13 protein-coding genes are annotated in these 24,936 nt (G+C 70.7%); 9 read left to right on the top strand and 4 right to left on the bottom strand.

From position 1 onward, the window contains the following. The first annotated feature begins 46 nt into the window (after positions 1-46). The 3 genes from CcI156_RS10740 to CcI156_RS10750 all read left to right on the top strand — a co-directional run bounded on the left by CcI156_RS10740 (position 47) and on the right by CcI156_RS10750 (position 5,502). Positions 47-421 (top strand): LysM peptidoglycan-binding domain-containing protein, encoded by a 375-nt coding sequence (locus tag CcI156_RS10740; protein ID WP_011437887.1) that lies wholly within the window; start codon positions 47-49, stop codon positions 419-421. A gap of 329 nt (positions 422-750) precedes the next feature. Continuing rightward, complete coding sequence (gene nrdR / locus CcI156_RS10745; RefSeq protein ID WP_011437886.1) at positions 751-1,296, top strand: transcriptional regulator NrdR; 546 nt, start codon at positions 751-753, stop codon at positions 1,294-1,296. Positions 1,297-1,620: 324 nt separating this feature from the next. After that, positions 1,621-5,502, top strand: a complete 3,882-nt coding sequence (locus tag CcI156_RS10750) for a vitamin B12-dependent ribonucleotide reductase (RefSeq protein WP_076805495.1) — start codon at positions 1,621-1,623, stop codon at positions 5,500-5,502. Between the two features lie 113 nt (positions 5,503-5,615). On the opposite strand, the gene CcI156_RS10755 is transcribed toward CcI156_RS10750, so the two are convergent. Beyond that, positions 5,616-6,953 (bottom strand): trehalase family glycosidase, encoded by a 1,338-nt coding sequence (locus tag CcI156_RS10755; protein WP_076805496.1) that lies wholly within the window; start codon positions 6,951-6,953, stop codon positions 5,616-5,618. A 575-nt stretch (positions 6,954-7,528) separates the two neighbouring features. Between CcI156_RS10755 and CcI156_RS10760 the strand changes: the two genes are divergently transcribed. Then, positions 7,529-8,797: an RNA polymerase sigma factor gene (locus CcI156_RS10760; protein WP_076805497.1), complete on the top strand. Its 1,269-nt coding sequence runs from the start codon at positions 7,529-7,531 to the stop codon at positions 8,795-8,797. 189 nt (positions 8,798-8,986) lie between these two features. Here CcI156_RS10760 and CcI156_RS10765 read toward each other — a convergent pair whose 3' ends face one another. Next, a complete protein-coding gene (locus CcI156_RS10765) occupies positions 8,987-11,080 on the bottom strand; it encodes an acetoacetate--CoA ligase (RefSeq protein WP_076805539.1) in 2,094 nt (697 codons plus the stop codon). Between the two features lie 150 nt (positions 11,081-11,230). On the opposite strand from CcI156_RS10765, the gene CcI156_RS10770 reads away from it, so the two are divergent. The 4 genes from CcI156_RS10770 to CcI156_RS10785 all read left to right on the top strand — a co-directional run bounded on the left by CcI156_RS10770 (position 11,231) and on the right by CcI156_RS10785 (position 20,167). After that, positions 11,231-12,523: an acetoin utilization protein AcuC gene (locus CcI156_RS10770; protein ID WP_076805498.1), complete on the top strand. Its 1,293-nt coding sequence runs from the start codon at positions 11,231-11,233 to the stop codon at positions 12,521-12,523. A 47-nt stretch (positions 12,524-12,570) separates the two neighbouring features. Beyond that, complete coding sequence (locus CcI156_RS10775) at positions 12,571-15,189, top strand: bifunctional GNAT family N-acetyltransferase/acetate--CoA ligase family protein (RefSeq protein WP_076805499.1); 2,619 nt, start codon at positions 12,571-12,573, stop codon at positions 15,187-15,189. Between the two features lie 545 nt (positions 15,190-15,734). Beyond that, positions 15,735-19,139 (top strand): SpoIIE family protein phosphatase, encoded by a 3,405-nt coding sequence (locus tag CcI156_RS10780; protein WP_254847368.1) that lies wholly within the window; start codon positions 15,735-15,737, stop codon positions 19,137-19,139. A gap of 203 nt (positions 19,140-19,342) precedes the next feature. Then, complete coding sequence (locus CcI156_RS10785; protein WP_076805501.1) at positions 19,343-20,167, top strand: ABC transporter ATP-binding protein; 825 nt, start codon at positions 19,343-19,345, stop codon at positions 20,165-20,167. A 422-nt stretch (positions 20,168-20,589) separates the two neighbouring features. Here the strand turns inward: CcI156_RS10785 and CcI156_RS26810 are convergent, their stop codons facing one another. Further along, positions 20,590-20,916: a hypothetical protein gene (locus tag CcI156_RS26810; RefSeq protein WP_049760977.1), complete on the bottom strand. Its 327-nt coding sequence runs from the start codon at positions 20,914-20,916 to the stop codon at positions 20,590-20,592. A 664-nt stretch (positions 20,917-21,580) separates the two neighbouring features. Here CcI156_RS26810 and CcI156_RS10795 point away from each other — a divergent pair. Then, positions 21,581-21,922 (top strand): Lsr2 family protein, encoded by a 342-nt coding sequence (locus CcI156_RS10795; RefSeq protein WP_076805502.1) that lies wholly within the window; start codon positions 21,581-21,583, stop codon positions 21,920-21,922. 221 nt (positions 21,923-22,143) lie between these two features. Here CcI156_RS10795 and CcI156_RS10800 read toward each other — a convergent pair whose 3' ends face one another. Next, positions 22,144-23,550 carry an aminopeptidase P family protein gene (locus CcI156_RS10800; protein WP_076805540.1) on the bottom strand — a complete coding sequence of 469 codons (1,407 nt, stop codon included), beginning with the start codon at positions 23,548-23,550 and terminating at the stop codon, positions 22,144-22,146. Positions 23,551-24,936: the final 1,386 nt, after the last annotated feature.

Here is a 24,936-nt window from a genome sequence, read left to right on the forward strand (position 1 = left end):
AAGGTTCGATCTTCGGTGTTCGGTGTCGTCGGAACGGGAGGGTGCCGTGGGATCCGCACACAGGGCGCGGGTCGTCGACCTGTCGATGGCCAGGGACCGGGTGGGTCATCGGCCGCCGGGTCGCCCGCCCGCACCCCCGCCGCTCCGGCTGACCCGGCGGGGTCGGGTGGTGGTGGTATCGATCGTCGTGGCGGTCGTCGTGGCGGTAGCAATCATGATCATGCCTGGGGTGTCGATTGCCGGGCCGGATACCGCGGAGGCGCCGCGGCACCATCTGGTCATGCCGGGGGAGACGCTGTGGGAGGTGGCAGTGGCGCTCGACGAGAGCGCCGACACCCGGGTCATGGTGGACCGGCTGATGCGGCTGAACCACCTGCGGTCACCACTGATCGCCCCGGGCCAGTCGTTACTCCTTCCCTGACGCCCGGCTTCCCGGGTCCACGAGTGTCTCGGCGCAGGGTTCTCGCGCACCGTCGTCTTTCGTCCACGTGCGGTGCCACGTGCGATGCGGACCACACGGACCATACGGGGGTGCTGTCCTCATCTCTGGGGCCGTGCGCTACCTTGGACACAACATCTGGTGCTTACCGGGGTGTAAGTCATCCACAGGTTGTTCCACAGGTCTTCCGCGGGGAGCTGGCGGTCCATCCACAAGGTGGTCTGTCCGGCGTGGATGCCGGGTCCTCAACGGTGTCCCTCATCCCCGGTCCGGGGCGGTCGGCTCCGGCGCGGGCGAAGGAGGCGTAGCGCGTGCGGTGCCCGTTCTGCCGGCATCCGGACAGTCGCGTCGTTGACAGTCGGGAGGCCGAGGAGGGTTCGGCGATCCGCCGCAGGCGGTCCTGCCTGTCCTGCGGTCGCCGGTTCACTACGATGGAGGAGGCGTCCCTTCAGGTTCGCAAGCGCAGTGGGGCGGCCGAGCCGTTCAGCCGGGCCAAGGTCATCGCCGGTGTCCGCAAGGCCTGCCAGGGCCGGCCGGTGCGGGATGATGATCTCGCGCTTCTGGCGCAGCGGGTAGAGGACGCCGTCCGCTCGTCGGGGTCGGCGGAGGTGCCCGCGGAGGCGATCGGCCGGGCGATCCTCGGTCCGCTCCGTGAGCTCGACGAGGTGGCTTATCTCCGCTTCGCCTCGGTGTACCTGGCCTTCGAGTCGTTGACTGACTTCGAGTCCGCGATCGCCGCGTTGCGCTCCGAGGCCGCCGGACCTCCCACCACGCGGGATGGACCAGCACGACCGGTCCCGCGTGGCGCCGTCGATGTCTCGCCGGTGATCGGCACCCAGCAGGTGCATAGCAGGTAGGGCCGGGACCGCTCGACCGAAAGCGTCATACATCGCCCTGGCTCGCCGTGCCGGCCCGGTCCCGCCGGCGACGGGTGACATCCCGCGTCGCGGCCGTGCGAGGACCGCGGACCTCCCGGACGGCACGCATGCGGCCCGGCTCGACCTGGCTGGTGCCGTTCGCCGTGCGTGTGTTTGYCGTGCGCGTGCTCGTCCCCGCGGGCACCGCCGTGCGTCGAGGTCCGGCCCCGCACCGTCCCGACGTCCACTGGCTGCGGCCTGGGGCGGGGATGCCCACAACACATTGTTGAAGGTTGAAGCTGACGAGTGAAGACGAGGAGCGTCATGACCGACAGCCGCGGCACGAAGCCGAGCAGGTCAGCGGCGAAAGCGAGTGGGTTGAAGATCCAGCGGTCACGTACCACCGCCGGCGTCCACCCGTACGACGAGGTCACCTGGGAGTCCCGGGACGTCGTCATGACCAACTGGCKGGACGGCTCGGTCAACTTMGAGCAGCGGGGAGTGGAATTCCCGCAGTTCTGGTCGGTGAACGCCTCCAACATCGTTACCAGCAAGTACTTCCGTGGGGCGCCCGGCACGCCGGGGCGGGAGTGGTCGCTGCGGCAGTTGATCGATCGGGTCGTGCACGCCTACGGCGCGGCCGGCCGCGAGCACGGCTACTTCGCCTCGGACACCGACGCCGAGATCTTCGAGCACGAACTGACCTGGATGCTGCTCCACCAGGTCTTCAGCTTCAACTCGCCGGTCTGGTTCAACGTGGGAACCCCCGCGCCGCAGCAGGTCTCGGCGTGCCAGCCCTATGACGCCCTCGTCAGCACGCCATCCGGTCTGGTTCCCATCGGCGCCTTGGTGGAGACGGACGCGGTGGGGATGAAGGTCTTCGACGCGCACGGTCTGACCCAGGTGATCGCGACCAAGTCCAACGGCGTCAAGGACGTCCTGCGGATCTGGACGAGGGCCGGTCACGCGCTCGACGTCACCGCCGATCATCTGGTGTGGCGGAGCACCTCCGCGGGTGCCGGGGCCTTCGTCCCCGCCGGCGCGCTGCGGGCCGGGGACACCCTCGAGTGGCATCGCACCATCGCCCCGGGCGAGGGTGAGATCACTTCACGGGAGATCGCCGAGGCGGCGCTCGCGGGCCGGCTGCAGGCGGACGGTTTTGTTGGTCGGTACGCCGGTACGAACGCCTCGCTGACCATCGAGGCGATGACTGTGCCGACCCGGCTGTATGATGCTCCGCTACCCGTTGTCGCGGCTTATCTGCGCAGCCTGTTCCAGGCCGATGGCTACGTGTCCCGCCGGGAGCGCTCGACGCTGATCGGGCTGGACATGATCAGCGAGGGCCTCATTCGCGGGGTGCAGGGTTTGCTCGCCCGGTTCGGCATCTTCGCGCGGGTACGCCGCGAGGCGGATCCGCGACCCGACCGCCACGACCTCTGGAGCCTGGGCATTCAGAACGCCGGTGACCGGCGGACGTTCGCGGACGAGATCGGCTTCCTCGATCCGGTGAAGSCCGCGAAGCTGGAGGTGTCGTTCGATCAGCCCGGCCAGGCCGCGAAGCCGGTGAAGCGGTTGCAGATCGAGCGCATTGAGCCGCGCGGGCCGATGCCGGTCTACGACATCCAGACCGACAGCGGCGAGTACCTCTCCGCCGGCCTCCGTGTGCACAACTGCTTCATCCTCTCCGTGGACGACACCATGGAGTCGATCCTGAACTGGTACCGGGAAGAGGGGCTGATCTTCAAGGGGGGTTCCGGGGCCGGGCTCAACCTGTCCCGCATCCGGTCCTCGAAGGAGCTGCTGTCCTCCGGGGGCACCGCCTCCGGGCCGGTGAGCTTCATGCGCGGCGCCGACGCCTCGGCGGGTACGATCAAGTCCGGTGGCGCGACCCGGCGGGCGGCGAAGATGGTCGTGCTCGACGTCGATCATCCCGACATCGTCGAGTTCGTGGAGACGAAGGCCCGGGAAGAAGACAAGATCCGGGCGTTGCGGGACGCCGGCTTCGACATGGACCTCGGCGGGCGCGACATCGCCTCCGTGCAATACCAGAACGCCAACAACTCCGTCCGGGTGACCGACGAGTTCATGCGGGCGGTCGTCGACGGCGGCGGCTTCGACCTGCGGGCCCGCCTCGACGGCCGTGTCCTGGAGACGGTGGACGCCCGCGGGCTGTTCCACACGATCGCCGAGGCCGCGTGGGCCTGCGCCGATCCCGGCATCCAGTACGACGGAACGATCAACGACTGGCACACCTGCCCCGAGAGCGGCCGGATCAGCGCCTCCAACCCGTGCAGCGAGTACGTGCACCTGGACAACTCCAGCTGCAACCTGGCCTCGCTGAACCTGCTGAAGTTCCTGCGCCCGGACCGCAGCTTCGACGCCGAGGCGTTCGTCGCGGCGGTCGAGTTGATCATTGCCGCGATGGACATCTCGATCTGCTTCGCCGACTTCCCGACGCCGGAGATCACCAGGGTCAGCCGGGCCTACCGGCAGCTCGGCATCGRCTACGCCAACCTCGGTGCCCTGCTGATGGCCAGCGCCCGGGCCTACGACTCGGACGGCGGCCGGGCGCTGGCCGCATCGATCACCTCGCTGATGACGGCCACCGCCTACCGGCGCTCCGCCGAACTCGCCGGGATCGTCGGCGCCTACGACGGCTTCGCCCGCAACGCGGACGCGCACCGGCGGGTGATGCGCAAGCATGCCGCCGCGAACGACGCGGTGCGCAGCGTGCACGCCGAGGACTCCCGGATCCTCGCCGTCGCGTCCCGGGAATGGGCCCGGGCGCAGACCGTCGGCGAGAAGCACGGATGGCGCAACGCGCAGGCCAGCCTGCTCGCCCCGACGGGCACGATCGGTCTGGCGATGGACTGCGACACCACCGGCATCGAGCCGGACCTCGCCCTGGTGAAGATGAAGAAGCTGGTCGGCGGCGCCAGCATGAGGATCGTGAACCAGACGGTCCCGGCGGCCCTGCAGGCRCTCGGCTAMCCCGAGGAGACCATCGAGGCGATCGTCGAGTACATCGCCGAGTACGGGCACGTCATCGACGCTCCCGGCCTGCGTCCGGAGCACTACGAGGTGTTCGACTGCGCCATCGGGGAGCGCGCGATCTCCCCGATGGGCCATGTCCGCATGATGGCCGCGGTACAGCCGTTCCTCTCCGGCGCGATCTCGAAGACGGTGAACATGCCGTCGACCGCCACGGTCGCCGAGGTCGAGCAGATCTACCTGGAGGGGTGGCGGCTGGGCCTGAAGGCCCTCGCCATCTACCGGGACAACTGCAAGGTCGGCCAGCCGCTGACCGACGTCAAGGGGGCGAAGCAGGCCGCCGAGCTGGCCGCCACCCGGACCGGCACGGGAGTCGGGGCCGGCACGGGAGACGCGGTCGGCACGGGAGTCGGGGTCGGCACGGGAGACGCGGTCGGGACCGCCGGCTCCGTCGGACCCGCCCCGGTGGAGGTCGAGTACCGACCGGTGCGCCGCCGGCTGCCGAAGACCCGCCCGTCGCGGACGGTGTCCTTCTCCGTCGGCGGGGCCGAGGGTTATCTGACCGCCGGTTCCTACCCGGACGACGGTCTCGGTGAGGTCTTCATCAAGATGTCGAAGCAGGGGTCCACCCTGGCGGGCGTGATGGACGCGTTCGCGATCGCCATCTCGATCGGCCTGCAGTACGGCGTGCCGCTGGAGGCGTACGTCAGCAAGTTCATCAACATGCGGTTCGAGCCGGCTGGGATGACCGACGACCCGGACGTGCGGATCGCCCAGTCAATCATGGATTATCTGTTCCGTCGCCTCGCGCTCGACTATCTCGACGCCGATCAGCGGGCCGAACTCGGCATCTCGACCGCGGCCGACCGGGCCCGTCGGGTCGCGGGTCAGTACGGTCCAGCGCCGGCGGTGGAGGCCGCGCGATCGGCGCAGCCCGCCGGGATCGACGGCCCGGCCGGATCCCAGGGGGCCGCGGTGACCGGATCCTCGGCTTCCGTCGCCGATCGGGGTGACCCGGGCGTCCCGCCCGGTCCGGCGGTAGGGAACGGCCCGGCGTACGTGGCACGGGAGTTGCGGCTGGCACCGCCCGGCGAGTCGCTCGTCGCGCAGACCGTGGTCGATGCTCCGCTCTGCTTCACCTGCGGGGTGACCATGCGGCCAGCTGGTAGCTGCTACGTCTGTGAGCAGTGCGGTTCGACCAGCGGCTGCAGCTAGGCGTCGCGGCGGCCGGTCCGACCGGGTGCCCGATGCGCATCGGGCACGCGGTCCGCATCGGGTGCCTGCTCCGCATCGGGTCCCTGCTCCGAGACAGTGCTCGGCGGTGTGGCTCAGTGCTCGGCGGCGAGGAGGTCGACCAGGAGCGCCGCGGTCCAGGAGAACCGGTTGCTGCCCGCGCCGGAACCGTCGAGGGGTGAGTAGTACTCGAACATCGCCCCGGACGATGCGATCATGTCGATCGTGTTCTGGCGCAGGTTCTCCGCGGCGTCGAGCCGACCGTAACGCTCCAGCCCGTCGGCAATCAGCCAGTTCATGTTGACCCAGACGGGACCCTGCCAGTAACACCGGGGAAGGAAGCCCGGGTCGTCGAGCGGCACGCTCGCGATGCCGAACCGGGACCAGTAGCGCGGTGAGGTGAGCGTCTTGACCATCTCGTCGACCCGGTCCTCGGRCACGACCCCGGCATAGAGCGGCAGGAACCCCGAGATCGTCTCGTGGCGCAGCAGCGTTCCCGTCCGGAAGTCGCGGCTGTAGTAGGTGCCGTCGGCGTGGAGCCKCTCGATCGCCTCGCGCGTCCTGTGCATGGACCGCCACAGCCAGGCGGGGATGGTCTGGCCGATCTCGGCGGCGATGGCGGTGAGGTGCTCGTTGGCCCGGATGAGGATCGCGTTGAAGGCGACGTCCTGGACGAGGGGGACGATGCTCCGACGGATCTCGCGGAAGTTGTAGTGCGCCCGCCGCAGCTCACGCACGATCCGGTAGAGCGTGAACAGGTCTCCCGAGGTGAGCCGCTCGTCGGGGGGAACCTCCTTGGAATCGCGCCGCAGCGCGTCCAGGGCGTCGCCGCCGTTGATCCGGCGCAGTGCCCGCACTCCCAGCGGAGCCGCCGGCCTGGTGATCTCCATCCAGGCCGGCGTGTTGTCCATCCCCGACTCCCAGGAGTGGACCAGGGTGACGAGACCGTCGTCGTCGGGGTCGCGTTCGAGGTAGAGCCACGTGTGGAAGCGCAGCAGGCCGGGGAACAACGCGCGGTAGAAGGCGTCGCGGGCGGATGGCGTCATCATGGCTGCGATCCGGACGGCGGCTTCGGCKATCATCGGCGGCTGGGTGACCCCCGTGCTCTGCACTCCGCCGGCGGTCGTGGTCACCTGGTCGCAGCGCCAGCGCTGCGGACCGGCGTGGTAGAAGTCCGAGGTCTCCGCGAAGATCACGTGGGGGATCATGYCGTTCGGCCACTGGCCTCGCAGCAGCGAGAGGACCTCCTTGGCGGCCCGTCCCGGGTCGAGACGGCGCAGTCCGATCGCGATGAAGCAGCTGTCCCAGAGCCACTGGTGCGGGTAGAGCGTCGGGGAGGGCCGGGTGATGTCGCCGAGGTCGTTGTCTCGTAGCACGTCGATCGCGGTTTCCCGTAGTGCCGCCAGGTCTGCGGGAAGGCTGGGGACGGACATCGTGTGAGAGTAGCGGTTACACGCTGTGCACAGAGGCAGGGTCCGTCGGGTGTGGCCCGCCTAACGGAATCGCCGTTCTCGAGCGCCTCGGCGTCGGGGTGGCGTCGGGGTGGCGTCGGCGGCGGCGCCCGCGTCGGCCCGCCGGTCCTTCCGTCCCGGTGGAGAGCCCGGGTCCGGGCCGGGTCGCGGGTGTCGGCTTGCCGACTACCGTTACGGGTTAGCACCGACTGGTGATCGTCAGAAAATATGGCACGGATGGTGGAACGCAAAAAACTTCTACGGTGAGTAGTGGATCTGTTACTTAAAGTTGCCGTTGGCCTGATCCGCAGGCTGCTCGGCCACCAGAGAAGCTCAGGAGAGTTCGCGGTTCGCGCCACAGGGTGGAATCTGCCAGGTAGTCTTCGCGGCAGCGAGTGCAGCGTCTCRAGGGCTAGGGTCTACACTGCTTGGTAGGCCCGGCGATCGCTGATGTCCGGGTGTGCCTGCACGGGGAATGGTTCCGCGTCTTCGTTCGTTACCTCCCACGTGCACAGAACGAGACGACCCACCCGCACCGACCATCGGATTTGCCACTGATGACGCTGCCTGCTCTGGAACTTGCCGAGCGCACCGACGACAACCGCCCGCGTAGCCCGCGGCGTGCTCGTCGGGCCGCTCCTCCTGTCCGCACCGCTCCCAGCCGTTCGCTGGCCGCTGTTCCCGACGATACCGACGAGCTCGATGTGAGCGCGGTGGCCGAGGTCATCGCCCGTGGTCGCGAGGCCGGCGAGATCAGCCGCTCCGAGTTGCGTGATGTGCTCGAGTCCGCGGACATCGGTATTGAACTGTTGCCCGCTCTCATCGCGCGCCTCAACGCCGTTGGCATCGAACTCCTCGACGAGGAGGAAGCGAGCGACGACGCCACCGCCGCCAGCCGGTCCACCGCCGAACACGCGGGTACCGCCGACCTCGTGCGCATGTACCTGCGCGAGATCGGCAAGGTGYCGCTGCTCAACGCCGCCCAGGAGGTCGAACTCTCCAAGCGGGTCGAGGCGGGCCTGTTCGCTGAGTACAAGCTCGAGAGCGTCCCCGACCTGCCCGCCGACCTTCGTCGTGATCTCGGTCTGCTGGTCAAGGACGGCCATGCCGCCAAGCAGCAGCTCGTCTCGGCGAACCTGCGGCTGGTGGTCTCCGTCGCCAAGAAGTACAGCGGTCGCGGGATGACCCTGCTGGATCTGGTCCAGGAGGGCAACCTCGGTCTTATCCGCGCGGTGGAGAAGTTCGACTACGCCAAGGGCTACAAGTTCTCGACCTATGCGACCTGGTGGATCCGCCAGGCCATCGGCCGGGCGCTCGCCGATCAGGCGCGGACGATCCGCATCCCGGTCCACGTGGTCGAGCAGATTAACAAGATCACCCGGTTGCAGCGCCAGCTTGTCTCCACGCTCGGCCGTGAGCCGACCGACGAGGAGCTCGCCCTCGAGCTGGACATGCCGATCGAGCAGGTGGTGGAGCTGCGCCGGTATGCGCAGGACACCGTCAGCCTGGAGACCTCGGTCGGTGACGATGGTGACTCCGTGCTCGGTGACTTCATCGAGGACTCCGACGCGACCTCCCCGGCGGACGCCGCCTCCTACGGCGCCATGCAGGACGAGATCGAGAAMGTCCTCGGTGGCCTGAGCCCGCGGGAGCGCGAGGTGATGCGGCTGCGCTTCGGTCTCGCCGACGGCAAGCAGCACACCCTCGCCGAGGTGGGCAACCGGCTCGGCCTGACCCGTGAGCGCATCCGTCAGATCGAGCGGGACACGCTTCGGGAGTTGCGCAAGCCCGCCGTCGCCGGTCGGCTGCGCGAGTTCCTCGACTGATCGATCGGGCGAGCGCACCTGCGGTCGAGTCCGCGGGGGCACGTCCACGGGTGCACGGTGCGGTACGGGTGCACGGTGCGGCACGGGTGGAAGACAGGAGTACCGCGATCATGGCGGTCACGTCATGATCGCGGGATCGATGAAAGTCGGATCTTCGTTTTTGCCGGGTGAAGATCCGACTTTGCTGTATCAAGCTCCGGGTTCGGCTTCTCCGTCGGATCCGGAGCCGGGTTCCAGTGCGCTTCCCGTCATCGGCTCCGACGCCGACCGCCGCGACCGGGCCGAGGCGGCGGCGAAGGGCAGCAGGGCATCGGGGTTGGCGACCGAGTCGAGGCTCACGGCCTCGTCCAGGGCGGTCCCGGCGAGCAGGCGCTTCACCGGTACCTCGAGCTTCTTGCCGGTGTGGGTCCGAGGGACCTCGGTGATCTCGATGATCCGGTCGGGAACGTGGCGTGGGCTGAGTTCGGCGCGCAGAACCTCGCGCAGCCGAGCGGCCACCGCCTCGGTCAGGCCGGGCTCGGTGAGGACGACGAAAAGGAGCAGCTCGCCGTGCCCGCGCTCGTCCGCGGTGTCGACCGCGAGGCTGTCGGCGATCCCGGGGACCCGCTCGRCCACGCTGTAGAGCTCGCTGGTACCGATCCGGAYGCCGCCGCGGTTCAACGTCGCGTCCGAACGTCCCTGGATGACGACGGCACCGGTAGGTGTGATCCTCGCCCAGTCCCCGTGGCGCCAGACGCCGGGGTAGACGGAGAAGTAGCTCTCCCGCAGCCGGCCGCCGTCCGGGTCAGCCCAGAAGCACAGCGGCATGGACGGCATCGGCGCGGTCACGACAAGCTCACCGACCTCGTCGACGACCTCCTCGCCGGCCTCGTCGAAGACGCGCACCGCGCAGCCCAGCGCGCGTGATCCGATCTCCCCGGCCCGCACCGGCATCGTCGGCAGGCCCGCCACCAGCGCCGTGCAGACGTCGGTGCCACCGCTGATCGACGACAGCATCACGGTCGGGCTCACCGCTTCGTACACCCAGGCATAGCCGGCTGCGGACAGTGGCGATCCGGTCGATCCGACGGTGCGCAGCCTGGACAGATCGGCGAACTCGCGCGGGACCAGCCCGGCGTCCTCGCAGGCCTGCAGGTAGCCCACGGACGTGCCCAGGCACGTGAGCTCCRGGGCCTCCGCCAGACCGAACAGGGTGCCGAGCGCCGGATAGCCGGGCGCTCCGTCGTAGAGCACGACGGTCGCGCCGACGAGCAGACCGGAGACCAGATAGTTCCACATCATCCAGCCGGTCGTGGTGAACCAGCAGAACCGGTCGTCCGGACCGAGATCGAGGTGCAACGCCAGCGACTTCAGATGCTCCAGCAGGATACCGCCGTGGCCGTGCACGATCGCCTTGGGGGGGCCGGTCGTGCCGGACGAGTAGAGGATCCACAGCGGCGCGTCGAAGGCGACCCGGGTGAACTCGGGCTCGGAGGTCTCCGAAGCCATCAGCTCGTCCCAGGTGAGCAGCCCCGGCAGCCCCGCGGCCCGGGCCCGGGAGAGCGCGTCCGGCCACAGGTACGGCACGATCACGCTTGCCCCGAGTCCCGGCAGGTCGCCCGCGAGCGCGGCGAGGGTGTCGAGGGCGTCGTAGCTCTTCCCGCCGTAGCTGTAGCCGTCAACGCCGATCAGGACCTTCGGGTCGATCTGGCCGAACCGCGCGCGCAGGGCCGTCGGGCCGAGCTCCGGCGAGCACGACGACCACACCGCGCCGATGCTGGCGGTGGCCAGCATCCCCACCATCGCGTAGACGGTGTTCGGCAGCACGGCGCAGACCCGGTCACCCTCGGCGACACCCAGGCTCCGCAGTCCCGCCGCCGCCTTCGCCACCTGCCGGCGCAGCTCGTCCCAGGACACCACGGCCGTGGCACCGTCCTCGCGCACGGCGATGACGGCCGGGGCCGGCCCGCGCCGGGTGAGCGCGTTCTCCGCGTAGTTCACCCGGGCACCGGGAAACCAGACCGCGCCGGGCATCGCCGCGTCGGCGAGCGCCGGACCGGTGCCGCGGTCCCCCTCGACCGCGCAGAAATCCCAGATCGACTCCCAGAACGTGTCCAGGTCGGTGACAGACCACTCCCACAGGCGCGTGTCGTCGGCGAGCTCAACCCCCCGCTCGGCGGCGAGCCAGGCGCGGTAGTTGGTCACCGCGGCCTGGCTGATCCGACGGGGAGGCGGTTCCCACAGTGGCGTGCCGGCAGCCACCGACCCACCATCACGGCCGGCCGGCTGCCGCCCGTCTTCCATCGCCGCATGGTCCGGTGTCACTCGGTCTGCTRCCACGGGCACTGACCCTAGGCCATTCCGGGCAGATCTACGTGCCTCACCGATGGCCCCGGATCCTCGTCATCGACACCACCGCTATCTCTGGGAGCGTGATCGGGCTACGGTCGACAGATGGGTGTCCCGGGCGATTCCGAGCGGCGGACCGACGGCCGTCCRCAGGTCGAGCCGCAGGTCGAGCCGCAGGTCGAGCCGAYGGTCGTGGCCTGGGATCCGGTCATGGCCGGCTACGACTTCGGGCCGACGCATCCGCTGCATCCCGTGCGGCTCGAGCTCACCATGGACCTCGCCATGAGTCTCGGTGTTCTCGACGCGCCGGGCATCCGGATCTCCAGGCCGACCCTCGCCTCCGACGACCTCATCGGCCTGATCCACGATCCGGTCTACCTGAGCGCGGTCCGCGCCGCGCCCGACCCGGCGCAGGCCAGGTTCGCGGCCCTGTTCGGCCTGGGCACGGCCGACAACCCCATCTTCGAACGGATGCACGAGGCCGCCRCACTCATCACCGGTGGCACGATCGAGGCGGCACGGGCGGTGTGGAGCGGGCCGCCGCGGCACGCCGTGTCGATCGCCGGCGGGCTGCATCACGCGATGCCGGGAATGGCGAGCGGATTCTGCATCTACAACGACCCGGCGATCGCGATCGCCTGGTTGCTCTCCGCCGGAGCCGCCAGAGTGGCGTACGTCGACGTGGACGTGCATCACGGCGACGGCGTGCAGACGGCGTTCTACGACGATCCGCGGGTGCTCACCATCTCCCTACACCAGACGGGGAGTACCCTCTTCCCGGGCACCGGATTCCCGACCGAGGTGGGTGCTCCCGCCGCGGAGGGCACCGCGGTGAACGTGGCGTTGCCCCCCGCCACCGGCGATGCCGGCTGGCTGCGCGCCTTCTCCGGGGTGGTGCCGGTGCTCCTGCGGTCCTTCCGGCCGCAGGTGCTGGTGACCCAGCACGGCTGCGACACGCACGCCTTCGACCCGCTGGCCGATCTGGCGCTGTCGGTGGACGGCCAACGGGCCTCCTACGACCTGCTGCACGCGCTGGCCCACGAGGTCTGCGACGGACGCTGGCTGGCCTGCGGCGGTGGCGGGTACGCGCTGGACACGGTCGTGCCGCGGGCCTGGACGCAGCTGCTGGCGATCGCCGGCCACGTGCCCCTGGATGCCGGCCGCGCCCTGCCGGAGGACTGGCGCTCCGCGGCGCCGGGACGGGTGCGGGCGGCGACCGGGCAGAAGTCCGTCGGAGCCGCCGCCATGCCCCGGACGCTCGGGGACGGGGTGAGTGTCCGGTATCGTCCCTGGGACGCGGGAGAGGGAGACCCCGACGATCCGTTGGACCGGACGGTGGCGGCGACCCGGCGTCAGGTGCTGCCGTTGCACGGCCTCGACCCCACCGTCGACCGCTGAGCCCYGCGTGAGAGCTGAGCACTGCGTGAGAACCGGGTGAGCGCCGCGTGAGCACCGAGCCTCCGGTCGTCTATCCGGCCGAGTGGGAGGCCGACGTCATCYTCAGTGACGGCGGCACCGCCCACATCCGCCCGATCCTGCCGACGGACGGCCCGCTGTTGCGGACCTTCTGGACCCGGCTGTCGACCCAGTCGATCTACTTCCGGTTCTTCGCCGTGCGCCGTGCCCTGAGCGACGCCGACATCCACCGGATGACGACCGTGGACCAGCGGCTGCGCGGCGCCATCGTCGCGATGATCGGCGACGACCTGGTCGCGGTCTCCCACTGGGAGAGCACCGCCGCACGGCCGACCGAGGCGGAGGTCGCCTTCCTGGTGGAGGACGCCCAGCAGGGACGAGGGCTGGGTTCGGTGCTGCTGGAGCATCTTGCCGCCGCGGCCTGGGACCGTGGGATCCGCCGCTTCGACGCCGACGTGCTCGGGGAGAACCAGCAGATGATCCGGGTCTTCCTCGATGCCGGTTACACGGTCTCGAGGACCTGGGACTCGGGCGCGGTCCGGCTGTCCTTCGAGATCACCCCCACCCAGAAGTCGGTCGGGGTGATGCGGGCCCGGGAGCACCATGCCGAGGCCGCCTCGATCGGTCGGCTGCTGCATCCGCGCGCGATCGCCGTCATCGGTGCGGGGCGGTCTGCCGCGTCCGTGGGCAACGCGGTCCTGCGTCACCTGCTCGCCGGCGGTTTCGACGGCCCCGTCTACCCGGTGAACCCGGCGGCGGCCGCGGCCGGCGGCGCGGTGGCGTCGATCCAGGCCTACGCCGGCATCGAGGACGTGCCGCGTCCGGTCGACCTGGCCGTGGTGTGCGTGCCGCCCGCGCAGGTGCCCGACGTCGTCGCCGCCTGCGGGCGGGCGGGAGTCTGGGGGCTGGTCGTCCTCACCGACCAGCGCGACGCCGCCGCAGACGCGGCCCTGGTGGCTGAGGCCCGGGCGGATGGCATGCGGGTGGTCGGCCCGGCGAGCATGGGCATCCAGAATCCGGCGGCGGGGTTGAACGCCTCGATGGTGCCCCGGATGCCCCCGGCCGGCCGCATCGGCTGCTACTCCCAGTCGGGTCCGTTCGGCGGGGCCATCCTGGCGGCGGCGGCCGCGCGCGGGGTCGGTCTGTCGGTCTTCGTCTCCGCCGGGGACCGGGCCGACGTGAGCGGCAACGACCTGCTCCAGTACTGGGAGGAGGACCCCGAGACCGACGCGGTGATCATGCATCTGGAGACCTTCGGTAACCCCCGCAAGTTCGCCCGGCTGGCCCGGCGGGTGGGTCGGCGTAAACCAGTGATCGTCGTGTACTCCGGCCGTTCGACCCTTGACGACGCGCTTCTGCGGCAGGCCGGGGTGATCGGCGTCGACCAGGTCTCCCAGGCGTTCGACGTCGCGCTGCTGCTCACCACGCAGCCGCTGCCCGCGGGCGGTCGGGTCGCCGTCGTCGGCGACTCCCGGGCCCTGGTCCGGCTGACGGCCCGCGCCGCCGACGCGGCCGGGCTCAGAGTCGAGGAGGTGCTCCTCCCGGTTGGCAGCTCCCCCGGGGACCTCACCCGGGCGTTGACCTCCGCCGCGGACCGGGCGGATGCGCTGATCGCCACGCTGGTCCGGCTGCCRCCCTCCCCGGCCGGGCCGATCGCGGTGGACGCCGTCGCGGCTGCCGCGACCATCGAGATCCCGGTTCTCGCCGCCGTGCAGGGGGTCGAGATGCCCGGCGAGCTCGCTGGCATCCCGGCCTATTCGTCGCCGGAGGCTGCCGTCGCCGCGCTGCGCCGGGTGGTGGGCTACGCCCAGTGGTGGGCGCGCCCGATCGGCACCGTGCCGACGACGACGGTGCGAGCAGACGAGGCGCGTTCGCTCGTCGCCGGACTCACCGGTCGCCTTCCGGAGGATCGGGCTGCCGCCCTGCTGGACTGCTACGGCGTCACGGTGGAGCCGGCCGTCCTGGTGACGTCCCCGCGCCGGGCCGTCGAGGCGGCGGGCCAGCGCGGCTATCCGGTGGCGCTCAAGGCGCGGTCGCGGCCCTACCGGCATCGTCCGGACCTGCGCGGTCAGCGTCTCGACCTGCCCGACGCGGCAGCCGTGCGGGCGGCATGGGCGTCGCTGCGCTCCCAGCTCGGGGCGGAGGTGCCGATTGTCGTCCAGCGGATGGCCCCGGTCGGCGTGTCGGTGGTTGTCGGTTCCGAGGAGCATCCCCGGTACGGTCCCCTGGTCTCGTTCGGCCTCTCGGGCCCCGCGACCGAGCTGCTGGAGGACCGCGCACATCACATCCTTCCCCTCACCGACGTTGACGCGGCGCGCCTCGTGCGCTCGGTGCGGGCGGCGCCGCTGCTGCTGGGATAMCTCGGCTCGACGCCGGTCGACATCGCCGCGCTGGAGGACCTGCTCCTCAAGATCGCCCGGCTCGCCGACGACGTGCCGGAGGTGGTTCATCTCACGTTGGATCCAGTGATCGTGTCGACCGGGCGGGTGACCGTGCTGTCCGTGGAGATCGTTGCTGGACCGTCGGCGCCCCGCGCGGACGTCGGACCTCGGCGGTTCTGGACACCGAACCACCCGACTCCGGACGGGGCGACTATCCGGGGTGGTTCAGCACAACATGCGCACGCCGTCCACAATCGTCTCCCATGACGTCGCCGCACTCCGCGCAGCCGCCTGTCCGGCCCGCTTCCGGCGCATTCCCGATGCTCTCCCCTGATTCTGCGGGAGTTGCCGGGACGCCTGGTACCCCCGTAGAGGGGATGCCTGGGCAGGCGTCTCTCGTGCCGATGTACCGGCCGGCGAACGTTGGGCTGTCGGAGGCGCTGCCGGGGGACCTCGGGTCGGTGGATCTGGGGTCGGTGGATCTGGGGTCGGTGGATCTGGGGTCGGTGGCCGCGGGGCCCGCGGGTGCGCGCTTCTCCGTGAGCCCCCCGGGATCCGCCTCCCCGTCATCGGGCGTTGTTCCGTCCGGCCAGGGGGATGTCTCCCCGGGACCGAATCCGGTCACCCGATCCCAAGGGGGACCGTCGGCTGGCCCACACACCAACCCCGCCCCACACACCAACCCCGCCCCACGCGCGCATCCCGGCCCGAACCAGGTCCCCGGCCCGAAGCACGCTCCCGGCCCGGAGACCGGCCCCGGTCAAGACCGGGGAGCCGACCCCGAGCTACCCGGACTACCCGAGGGCTGGCCCATGGTCGCCCGGCCGGCCGCTTCGGCCGTGACCGCCGAGCCGGTCACGCGGGACGTCATCGACGGCACCGAGCCGCGCCGCGCGCCGGAGGCGCCAGGGATGCGCCGGTCCGATCCGGCGGGGCTGCCGGGGCGTGTCCGGTCCGCTTTCCCCCTGCCCGGACACGCCCCGGGAACCGACCCCGCGGCCACGTTCGTGATGCTGGACGCGCTGTTCGCGTGGGCCCCGGTCGGTCTCGCCCTGCTCGACCGGGCCGGGCGGTTCCTGCGGGTCAACGRCACACTTGCCCGGTTCGACCGCCGGCCGGTCCACGAGCACCTCGGCCGTACCGTCTCCGAGCTCCTCGGCGACACCGGCCAGGAACTCGACGCTCTGCTGGCACGGGTACTGCGCACCGGCGAGCCGGTGGTGGACTTGGAGGTCATGGTCGCCACCGATGGTTCCGGGCCGCCGCAGACGTGGCTCGCCAGCTGGTATCCGGTGAACGACCCTCAGGTCGGGCTGGTGGGCGTGGCGTTCGTCGCGATCGACGCCAGCGGGACGCGGGCGGTCGAGGGGGAGCGGGCGCGGGCCGACGCACGTTACCTCGGCCTCGTGGACGCCGCCGCGGTGGACGTGTTCCACGCCGAAGGCGACGGGGCACTCGATGCCGATCTGCCCCGCCTGCGGGCCTTCACCGGGCGGCATCCGGCGGAGCTGGCCGGGTTCGGCTGGCTCGGCGTGGTCCACCCCGACGACCGGGAGCGGGTCGGGCGCGCCTGGCACGGGGCGATCGAGCACGGTGAGACCTTCGAGGCCGAGTTCCGGATCTCCGGTGGCGGAGGCGACCGCACCGCCATGCGGGTGGTCGAGGCCCGCATCGTTCCCATGCCGGCGGCCGGCCGGCCGAACAGCCGGCCCAGCGAGTGGCTCGGGGTGATCCGCGACCTCACCGAGGTACGCGCCGCCGAGGCCGACCGGGCCACGGCCGACCAGCGGGCCCGGATCGCGACGGAACGGGCCGAACAGACCGCGACGTTGGCCGTGGCGCTCGCCCGGACCCTGACCGTGGACGACGTCGTCGCCACCGTCCTCGACGTCGGGGGGCGGATGGCCGGGGCCGCCGGCCGGGGCGTCGCGCTCGTGGACGAGGCGCACGACCGGCTGCTCTTCCACGCCCCGCCGGGTCCCGCCGACGGCCTCGCCCGCTGGTCGGAGGTGGCGCTGGGGGCGGTACATCCGGTGGCGGAGGTCATGCGGGGCGGTCGTGCGCTGTTTCTCGTCGACCGCGACGAGCTGCTCGCCCGCTGGCCGGTGCCGGAGGTCGCCGACGTCGCCGCCGCGGCGGGTGAGCATGCCTGGGCGATGCTGCCGCTGGCCGTCGGGGGCGGCGCCCCCTTCGGCGTGGTGACCTTCGGGTTCCGCCAGGCGCGGGAGTTCACCGCCGCTGATCAGGCGTCCCTCATCGCGATCGCCGACGCCTGCGCGCAGGCCCTGGAACGGGCCACCGGCTACGAACAGCTCGCCGCCGACGCCGCGCGCGGTCATCGGACCCTGGCTGCGACGCGCGAGGCGCAGGCCGCCCTGGCACTCGCCGATCGACGCCTTCAGCTGCTGGGGCGAGCTACCGGGATCGTGRCCGCGGCCGTGGAGCCTCCCGTCGCCCTGCGCTCCCTGGCCGAGTTGATCGTCTCGGAGGTCGCCGACCTGTGTGTTGTCCAGCTCGTCACTGGCACACCCGCTCCCGTCCCGGCGTCCTGGAGCGCTGCCGCGGTGTCCGTCCGGGCCGGGGACGCGGCCGGGGATAAGGCCGGGGACGCGGCCGGGGATAAGGCCGGGGCCGAGGAGACGGCGGGGGACCGGGCGGCAGAGCCGGTGCCCGAGCTGCGTCCACTCGTCGTCCTGGCCCGTGACGGGCTTGGCACGGTGCCTCCGTTCGCCTCGGGGGCCGGCGCGGCGACGTCGCCGGCGAGTCCGTTCGCCCGGGCCGCCCGCCGGGGCGAACGGCTGATCGTCGCACTGACAGCGGGCGAGTGGGATCCGCCGGCCGACGCCGAGCGGTGGATCCGCCAGGTGGGGGCCCACACGATGGCTGTCGTACCCGTGGTACGGGTCGGCCACGTCGTCGCCGTACTGAGTGTGACCGCCGTTGCGGATCGACCTCCGTTCACCGAAGCGGATCTGCTCTTGCTGACCGAACTCGCCGCCCGGGTGGGGGTCGTCCTGGACCGGATCGATCGGGGGGCCGCCGAGCGCAGCAATGCGCTGGCACTGCGCGAGGCGTTGCGCGGTTCTCCACCCGCCGTCCCGTCCGGGCTCGAGGTGGCCACCCGTTACCTGCCCGGCGGGGTCGATGACGACGCCGGTAGCGACTGGTTCGACGTGATTGACCTGGGAGCCGGGCGAGTCGCCCTGATGATCGGCAACGTGATGGGCCGAGGGATCCGGGCGACCGCGGTGATGGGGCAGCTGCGCGCGGCGGCCCGCACCTGCGCCCGTCTCGATCTTCCCCCGGCCGAGGTGCTGACGCTGCTGGACGGCATCGTCGCGGACCTGCCCGGGGAGGAGATCGCCACCTGCATCTACGCGGTCGTTGAGATCGACAGTGGGGTGCTGACGCTGGCGAGTGCCGGGCACCCGCCGCCCCTGGTCGTCKCGCCGGACGGGTTGGTCTCCAGGCTCTACATGGCGGTGGGATCTCCACTCGGGGTGGCCCGGTCGGACGTGACCGAGTACACGGTGCGACTGGGACGGGGATATCTGATCGCCCTGTTCACCGACGGGCTCGTCCGGGGACGTGCGCGCGACCTCGACGCCGGGGTCTCGCAGCTCGCGGCCGCGCTCGCCCGCGCCAGCGACAGGTTCACCGCGAATCTGGACGACCTGGTCACCACGGCGTGTGCCGGTCTCGGTCCCGCCGTCGCCCCCGGCCCAGTGGGTTCCGGGGCGGCCGACGGGGCGGCCGACGAGGTGGCGGCCGATGACGTCGCGCTTCTGTTCGCCCGGTTGCCCGTTGAACCGACGGCCGCGGCGGCCCTCCTGGACGTCACCTTCGACGGTGCGGCGAGCCTGCGCGCCGTGCGGGCTCAGGCCAGGCTCGCGCTGGAGAACGCGCCGCTGGCCTCGGAAGTCGTCGACACCATCGTTCTGGTGCTGTCGGAGCTGGCGAGCAACGCGGTGCGGCACGGTCGCCCACCACTGTCGGTGCGGCTGCGGCTGCTGGGCGACCGGGCCGTCGTCGAGGTCGCCGACGGTGGCGGCCGGGTGCTGCGGCGGCGCCACGCCGCGGCCGAGGATGAGGCCGGCCGCGGGCTCGGCCTGGTCTCCCAGCTCGCCGTTCGGCATGGCGTCCGTCCGGTCCCCGACGGGAAGGCCGTGTGGGCCGAGATCGACCTGACCGGGACGACCCCGCCCGAACCGGACTGACGCCATGGCCAGAGGGTCAATTGCGTGGTCTGTTATATCTGTCCGATTTACCTCAGTCCGGCGGGTGAATCCGTCMGGACGGCCGGGGCGGGGCTGCCCGGGTGACGGGCTGACCTGCCGGCTACGGCACGAGACGGCCTGATACGGGTGGACCGGCCGTCCCGGCGGCATCAGGAAGTCTGGTGTCGCGTAACGTGAGCTGCATGCCGGACGCGGTGCTGCGCCTCGACAATGTCAATGTCGTGCGAGATGGGTCATACCTGCTCAGGAACGTGTCGTGGGCGGTGTTCCCTGGCCAGCGCTGGGTGGTCCTCGGTCCCAACGGCGCCGGGAAGACGACCCTGCTGCAGGTGGCCTCGGGCCGGCTGTTTCCCACCAGGGGCACGGTCGACCTGCTCGGCGCCCGTCTCGGCAAGGTCAACCTTCTCGATCTACGATACCGGGTGGGTGTCGTCAGCCCGGCGCTGGTGGAGACGCCACCCGCCGACGAGCGGGTACTCGACGCGGTGGTGACCGCCGGCTGGTCCGTGCTGGGCCGCGCCGACGAGGAGTACGACGAGGTCGATCTCACCCGCGCGGCCGGCCTGCTGACCCAGTTCGGGTGCCGTGGACTGGTCGACCGTCGGTTCGGAACCCTCTCCGARGGAGAGCGCAAGCGCGTGCTCATTGCCCGGGCCCTCATGACCGACCCGGAACTCCTCCTGCTCGACGAGCCCGCCTCCGGGCTCGATCTGGGTGCGCGGGAGGCGTTGATGCGGCGGCTCACCCGCTTCGCGGCCGACCCCATCGCTCCTGTCCTCGTCCTCGTCAGCCACCACGTGGAGGAGATCCCGGTCGGGGTGACCCACGCGTTGCTGGTGCGCGGCGGCCAGGCGCTTGYGGCCGGTCCGGTCGCGCAGGTCCTCACCGCGCAGGCGCTGTCCTCCTGCTTCGGGATTCCGTTGGAGGTCGGCGTGGCGGCCGGTCGCTACACCGCCCGGCTTGCCGCTGGACCGCCTCCCCGGCATCCGGTATCCGCCTCGGTCTGAGTCTGTGCCGCGGGGCTGAGTCTGTGCCGCGGGGCTGAGTCTGTGCCGCGGGGCTGAGTCTGTGCCGCGGGGTGTTTGTCCGTTCAGGGGCCGATCGGCCGTGACCGGGGTCGGTCGATGGTCGGACGGGGTCGGTCGATGGTCGGATGACCACGATCGGCGGGGTGCGGTGACCGTCCCGACGTGATCCGGTCCCGAGTCACCGCTCGGTCCCGGCGTTTCGCGTACGGTCCGGTGGGCCGTCCATCCCCGTCAAGCGGCCTCAGCCCGTCGTAGCGCGCCTTTTCCGGTATCGCCGGTGTATTTTTTCGCGGCGGCCGTCGTGCTCCCTCTCCGAGGCTCGTCCGTTCGTGGGCCGGCCGGCGACCCGGACGGACGCTGACCGCCGGTTGCCCCCGGACCCGTCGCTGGTTGGCCGTCGTTCATCGTTCGTCGAGCAGCTCCCACAACCATCCCGACCGTCGCACACCCGCGCCGAGCGACCTCAGCCGGCCGGCAAGTTGCCGATCCGAGGTGATGACGACCACGGGCGCGACCGCGTCGCGCGCCGCCGCCACGATGGCGTCGTCGCCGTGCCCGGGGGCGTGCACGACGACGATGGTCGGTGCCGCGCGGTCCGCCCTCGCTGGAACGTGGCGGCCCTTCTCTGGCGCGACGTCCGCGGGCCGGACCTTTTCGGGTGTGATCTTTCCGGGCCGTACGGTTCCCTCGGGAACTCCGGCCCGTGCCGCACCCTCGAGAACGACCACGATCCGCTCAGGCCATTCCGGCCTCGATGATGGCCGCGGGTGCGTGCCGGGACGGGTGATCCGCGCCGAAATAGCGTCGACCAGCCGTCCGGCCGCTCCTGGGCGGTCCCGCCACCACCCGTCGGGCCGGGAGCCAATCACGTTGGCACCGTCTACCACCCACGTGCGCGGGTACTCGTCCGTGGGTCGGCTCATACCGGCGGCGCCGGAATCAGGGGTACTCATCCGGCGCGGCGATCCCCTTTGGCATTCGTACCGGTCGGTTCCGCTCGCGGCACCACCACCCCAAAGGCGCCGGCGGCTGTTGCCCGCCGTTTGCCGGGCAATCGTCCACGGGAGTCGGTAGACGAACACGATCGGTGTCCCAAGGTCGGAGGACATGGACGCCGCTCGGTCCACGCCTGCCCAACTGTCCGCTTGCGGTCGGCCTTTCGACTGGGAAGGTGTGATTCGCAGAACATGATCATCCCTCTATCATGTGGAGCTTGCTCCCTGTCTTTGGGTTCCGCACTCCGACTGCCAGGGCGGCGTGCGTTGAGCGCTGACTTCGTCTTCGGCGACCCAAGCCTGCGAGCCCGACGAACCAGGCGTGACAGTTCCCCGCGTTCTCGTGGTAATAATAGACGCGTGAGTTCTGCGGTCCGCTGACCTGAAGGAGAGTGGCATGGCCCAGAAGACCATCGTCTCGTTGATTGACGATCTCAGTGGAGAAGAGGCCGACGAGACCGTCCGGTTCGGACTCGACGGTGCGCAGTATGAGATCGACCTGTCGGAGAAGAACGCCACGAAGTTGCGTGAGTCGTTGGCTCCGTTCGTCACCGCGGCTCGCCGTYCCGGCGGTCGGGCGGCGGGTGGCCGGCGTGGTGTGCGTGCCGCTTCGCGCCGTACCGGCGGAACCGACCGTACCGCCGACATTCGTGAGTGGGCGCGCAGCAACGGTTACACGGTGAGTGACCGGGGGCGTATCGCTTCCAACATCGTCGAGGCGTACGACAAGGCCCACTGATCCTGGTCTTGACTGCTTTTCCGGGGTAGGGACCGGAGCAGTGGAACCCCTTGTAGCGGTAGTGCCCGTGGTATTGGACGACGGGCCGCGCGATCCGGCGGACCGAAGATCGTGTGATCAGGTTTTGCATGGTCAGGTTCCTGCCACACCGACCGGGCCGGTGTGGCAGGAACTATTGGCGTTGCCGCTGACGCAGTCCGTCGCCAGATCTGTTCGTTCCGTCAGTTCGGCAGCTGCCGGGCCATCCAGTTTTCGACGTCTTCCKCGGTTCGCGGAAGTGCGGCGGACATGTTCCGCCTTCCATCCCTGGTGACCAGGATGTCGTCTTCTATCCGGACGCCGATGCCTCGCAGTTCCGGCGGAACCATCAGGTCGTCCGGCTGGAAGTACAGGCCCGGTTCGACCGTCAATACCATGCCCGGTTCCAGCGCCGCGTCGCGATAGGTCTGGTCGCGCGCCTGCGCGCAGTCGTGCACGTCCAATCCGAGCATGTGCGACGTGGAGTGCAGGGTATAGCGGCGATGGACGCCCGCTCCCGGGGAGCGTGGGTCCTCGGTCAGCGACTCCTGCGCACTGACCGGCAGGAGCCCCCAGTCGTCGAGCGCCGTGGCGATGACCCGCATGGCGGCCCGGTGCGGCTCCAGGAAGGACGCTCCCGGCCGGACCGCGTCGATCCCGGCCTGCTGGGCGCGAAGAACCACGTCATAGACCTGGCGTTGCACCTCGGTGAACCGTCCGTTGATCGGAAGCGTGCGGGTGACGTCGGCCGTGTAGAGGGACCGTCCCTCGACCCCCATGTCGAGCAGGGCGAGATCACCGGCGCGTACCGGCCCGTCGTCGCGGACCCAGTGCAGCGTCGTGGCGTGGTGGCCACAGGCGACGATGGAACCGTATCCCACGTCGTTGCCGTCCACCCGGGCCCGCCGCCAGAACGTCCCCTCCAACCATCGTTCTCCGTTGGGCAGGTCCATCGCCCGACCGATTTCTCCCACGCACTCGGTGAAGCCACGCACGGTCGCGGCGATCGCCTCGTCCAATCGGGCGATCTCGAAGTCGTCCTTGAGCAGCCGCAGCTCGGAAAGGGCCTGTGCGAGGGCCAGATCGCGGTCGGTTCCTGGTCCACCCCGGCCGGACCAGCGCAGCACCGAACCGTCCACGACCGGATCGACTCCGCGTAGTACCCGGGTGTTTCCCGGTGCCAACCGCGCGAGCGCGTCCGCGAGCTCCGTGAGCGGCCGGCATTCGATCTCCAGCTGTGCCGTGGTCTCCCGAACCCCCGGTCTGGGACCGACCCACAGTTCCCCGTATCGCCGGTCGGTGTAGAAGGCGGAGCTCGACCGGTCGGACCGCCCGGCGACATAGAGCACCGCATCATGCTCACCGGCCGCGTTGGGTAGCAGAACCAACACGGCATCGGGTTCATGGCAGCCGGTCAGCCAGAAGAAGTCACTTCCKGGACGGAACGGAAAATCTGTGTCGTTTGCCCRTACCCGCAGACCGCCGCTCGGCACCACAAGCGCGTCCGCYGGGARCCGCGAACCCAACAAGGCGCGACGTTTCGTGGTGTAGGGTGCGCAGTCATCGCGGGATGGCACAGCGTCGTCAATCGGCGCCCACCCGGTCGACATAAATCGCCGGAACGCCGCGTGTGGTTCCTCGTCGTGGTTGGCCTGTCCGGGTTCGCGCACGGAATCATCCGATGCCGGAGGTTCACTGGCCCCGGTGGGGACAACRCCCGGCTCGTCGGTCGTGATGAGGTTCGGATCACGCCCGGCCGGCGCGCTCTCGGGCACCCCCGTGCCGGTCGGTGGAGGTGAGCTTTGGTGGGACTGGGCACTCATACCGTTAACGGTAGGCCCCGTTGCGGACGGCGGGTAGCGCGAGGCGCACCGCCATGCCCGGCGCGTTGGCCGGACTTCTCGTCGTTGGTCCGCCGGGCATTTGGTGCATCGCGCCGCCGCGGTGATGCCGGGCCGATGTGGGCGGTCGCGTCGCGACCTGGGCCCGAACGCCGCTACCCACTTCGCCGCCTTCGGACCCTTCCATGAAGACTGTTCCTCCCACCTCGGGTGAGTTAACGAGGGCACGCAATCGGTTGTGGGAGATCTGGGGGATCCGATCGGTTGTGACCTTCCGTCGTGGACTGTTAACTCATCTGCCGGTCGGCGGGGAAGGCGGGTCCACGTTGCACGGATCGAGTCGGTCCGGGGGCGGACGTCCTCGGTGTGCCGTAATGCCGGTCCGATAGCCACCGRCATCGTGCGATTCGGGTGCTGTGCTCGATTCGGGTGCTGTGCTCGATTCGGGTACTGCACTCGATTCGGGTACTGCACTGCGTGTCGCGAACACCATCGGGTACCGGCATCATTGTTGCGCATCCCGATACCGGTGGCTGTCGTCGGGATCRCAGGATCGGGATCGGGCCCGCGACCGGTCTCGATGCTCGGCGTCAGCCGGGGTCCGCCGCCGCTCGGCTCGGCCGGGACGGTCCGGGCGGCACCGTCGGAGTCCGCACGGTCCGCGGGCCTGCCGGGGGCCTGCGAGGTCGTACATCCGACAACCCCTCGGGAATGCCATGACGCCCGTCACCCGTCACCATCGAAAAGACTGTCCGGGAGGGTTCCGGTCCGTCCGCGCCCACGTCGTGCCAAGGTGGTCCGGCGGGTTCGCGCCGGTGGTGGACGGTGCCGACCCCGGGCGGCGCCACTGGCGCGGATGATCTCATCCCGGTGGATGAGGGAGGAGGACGCGGCCATGACCTGGCCTCCGGATCGTCCGGATCGTCCGGAACGGTACGGGCCGACGGCGGGACGCCGGGACGGCGAGCGGCCTGGCCGGTCCGTCCGTGACCCGCGGGACCCACGCCGGGCCCCTGAGGAGGACTGGCCCGTCGGGCAGTGGCCGCGCCGGGAGCACCGGCCCGCTCCGCGGGGTCACGATGATGRCGAGCCGCGCGTACCCCCCGGCGCCTACCCCGATCCCTACGGCCGGTACCCCATCGATCACCCGGCGGC

The sequence above is a fragment of the Frankia sp. CcI156 genome, assembly GCF_001983015.1.
In the GTDB taxonomy this organism is placed as follows: Bacteria; Actinomycetota; Actinomycetes; order Frankiales; family Frankiaceae; genus Frankia; species Frankia casuarinae.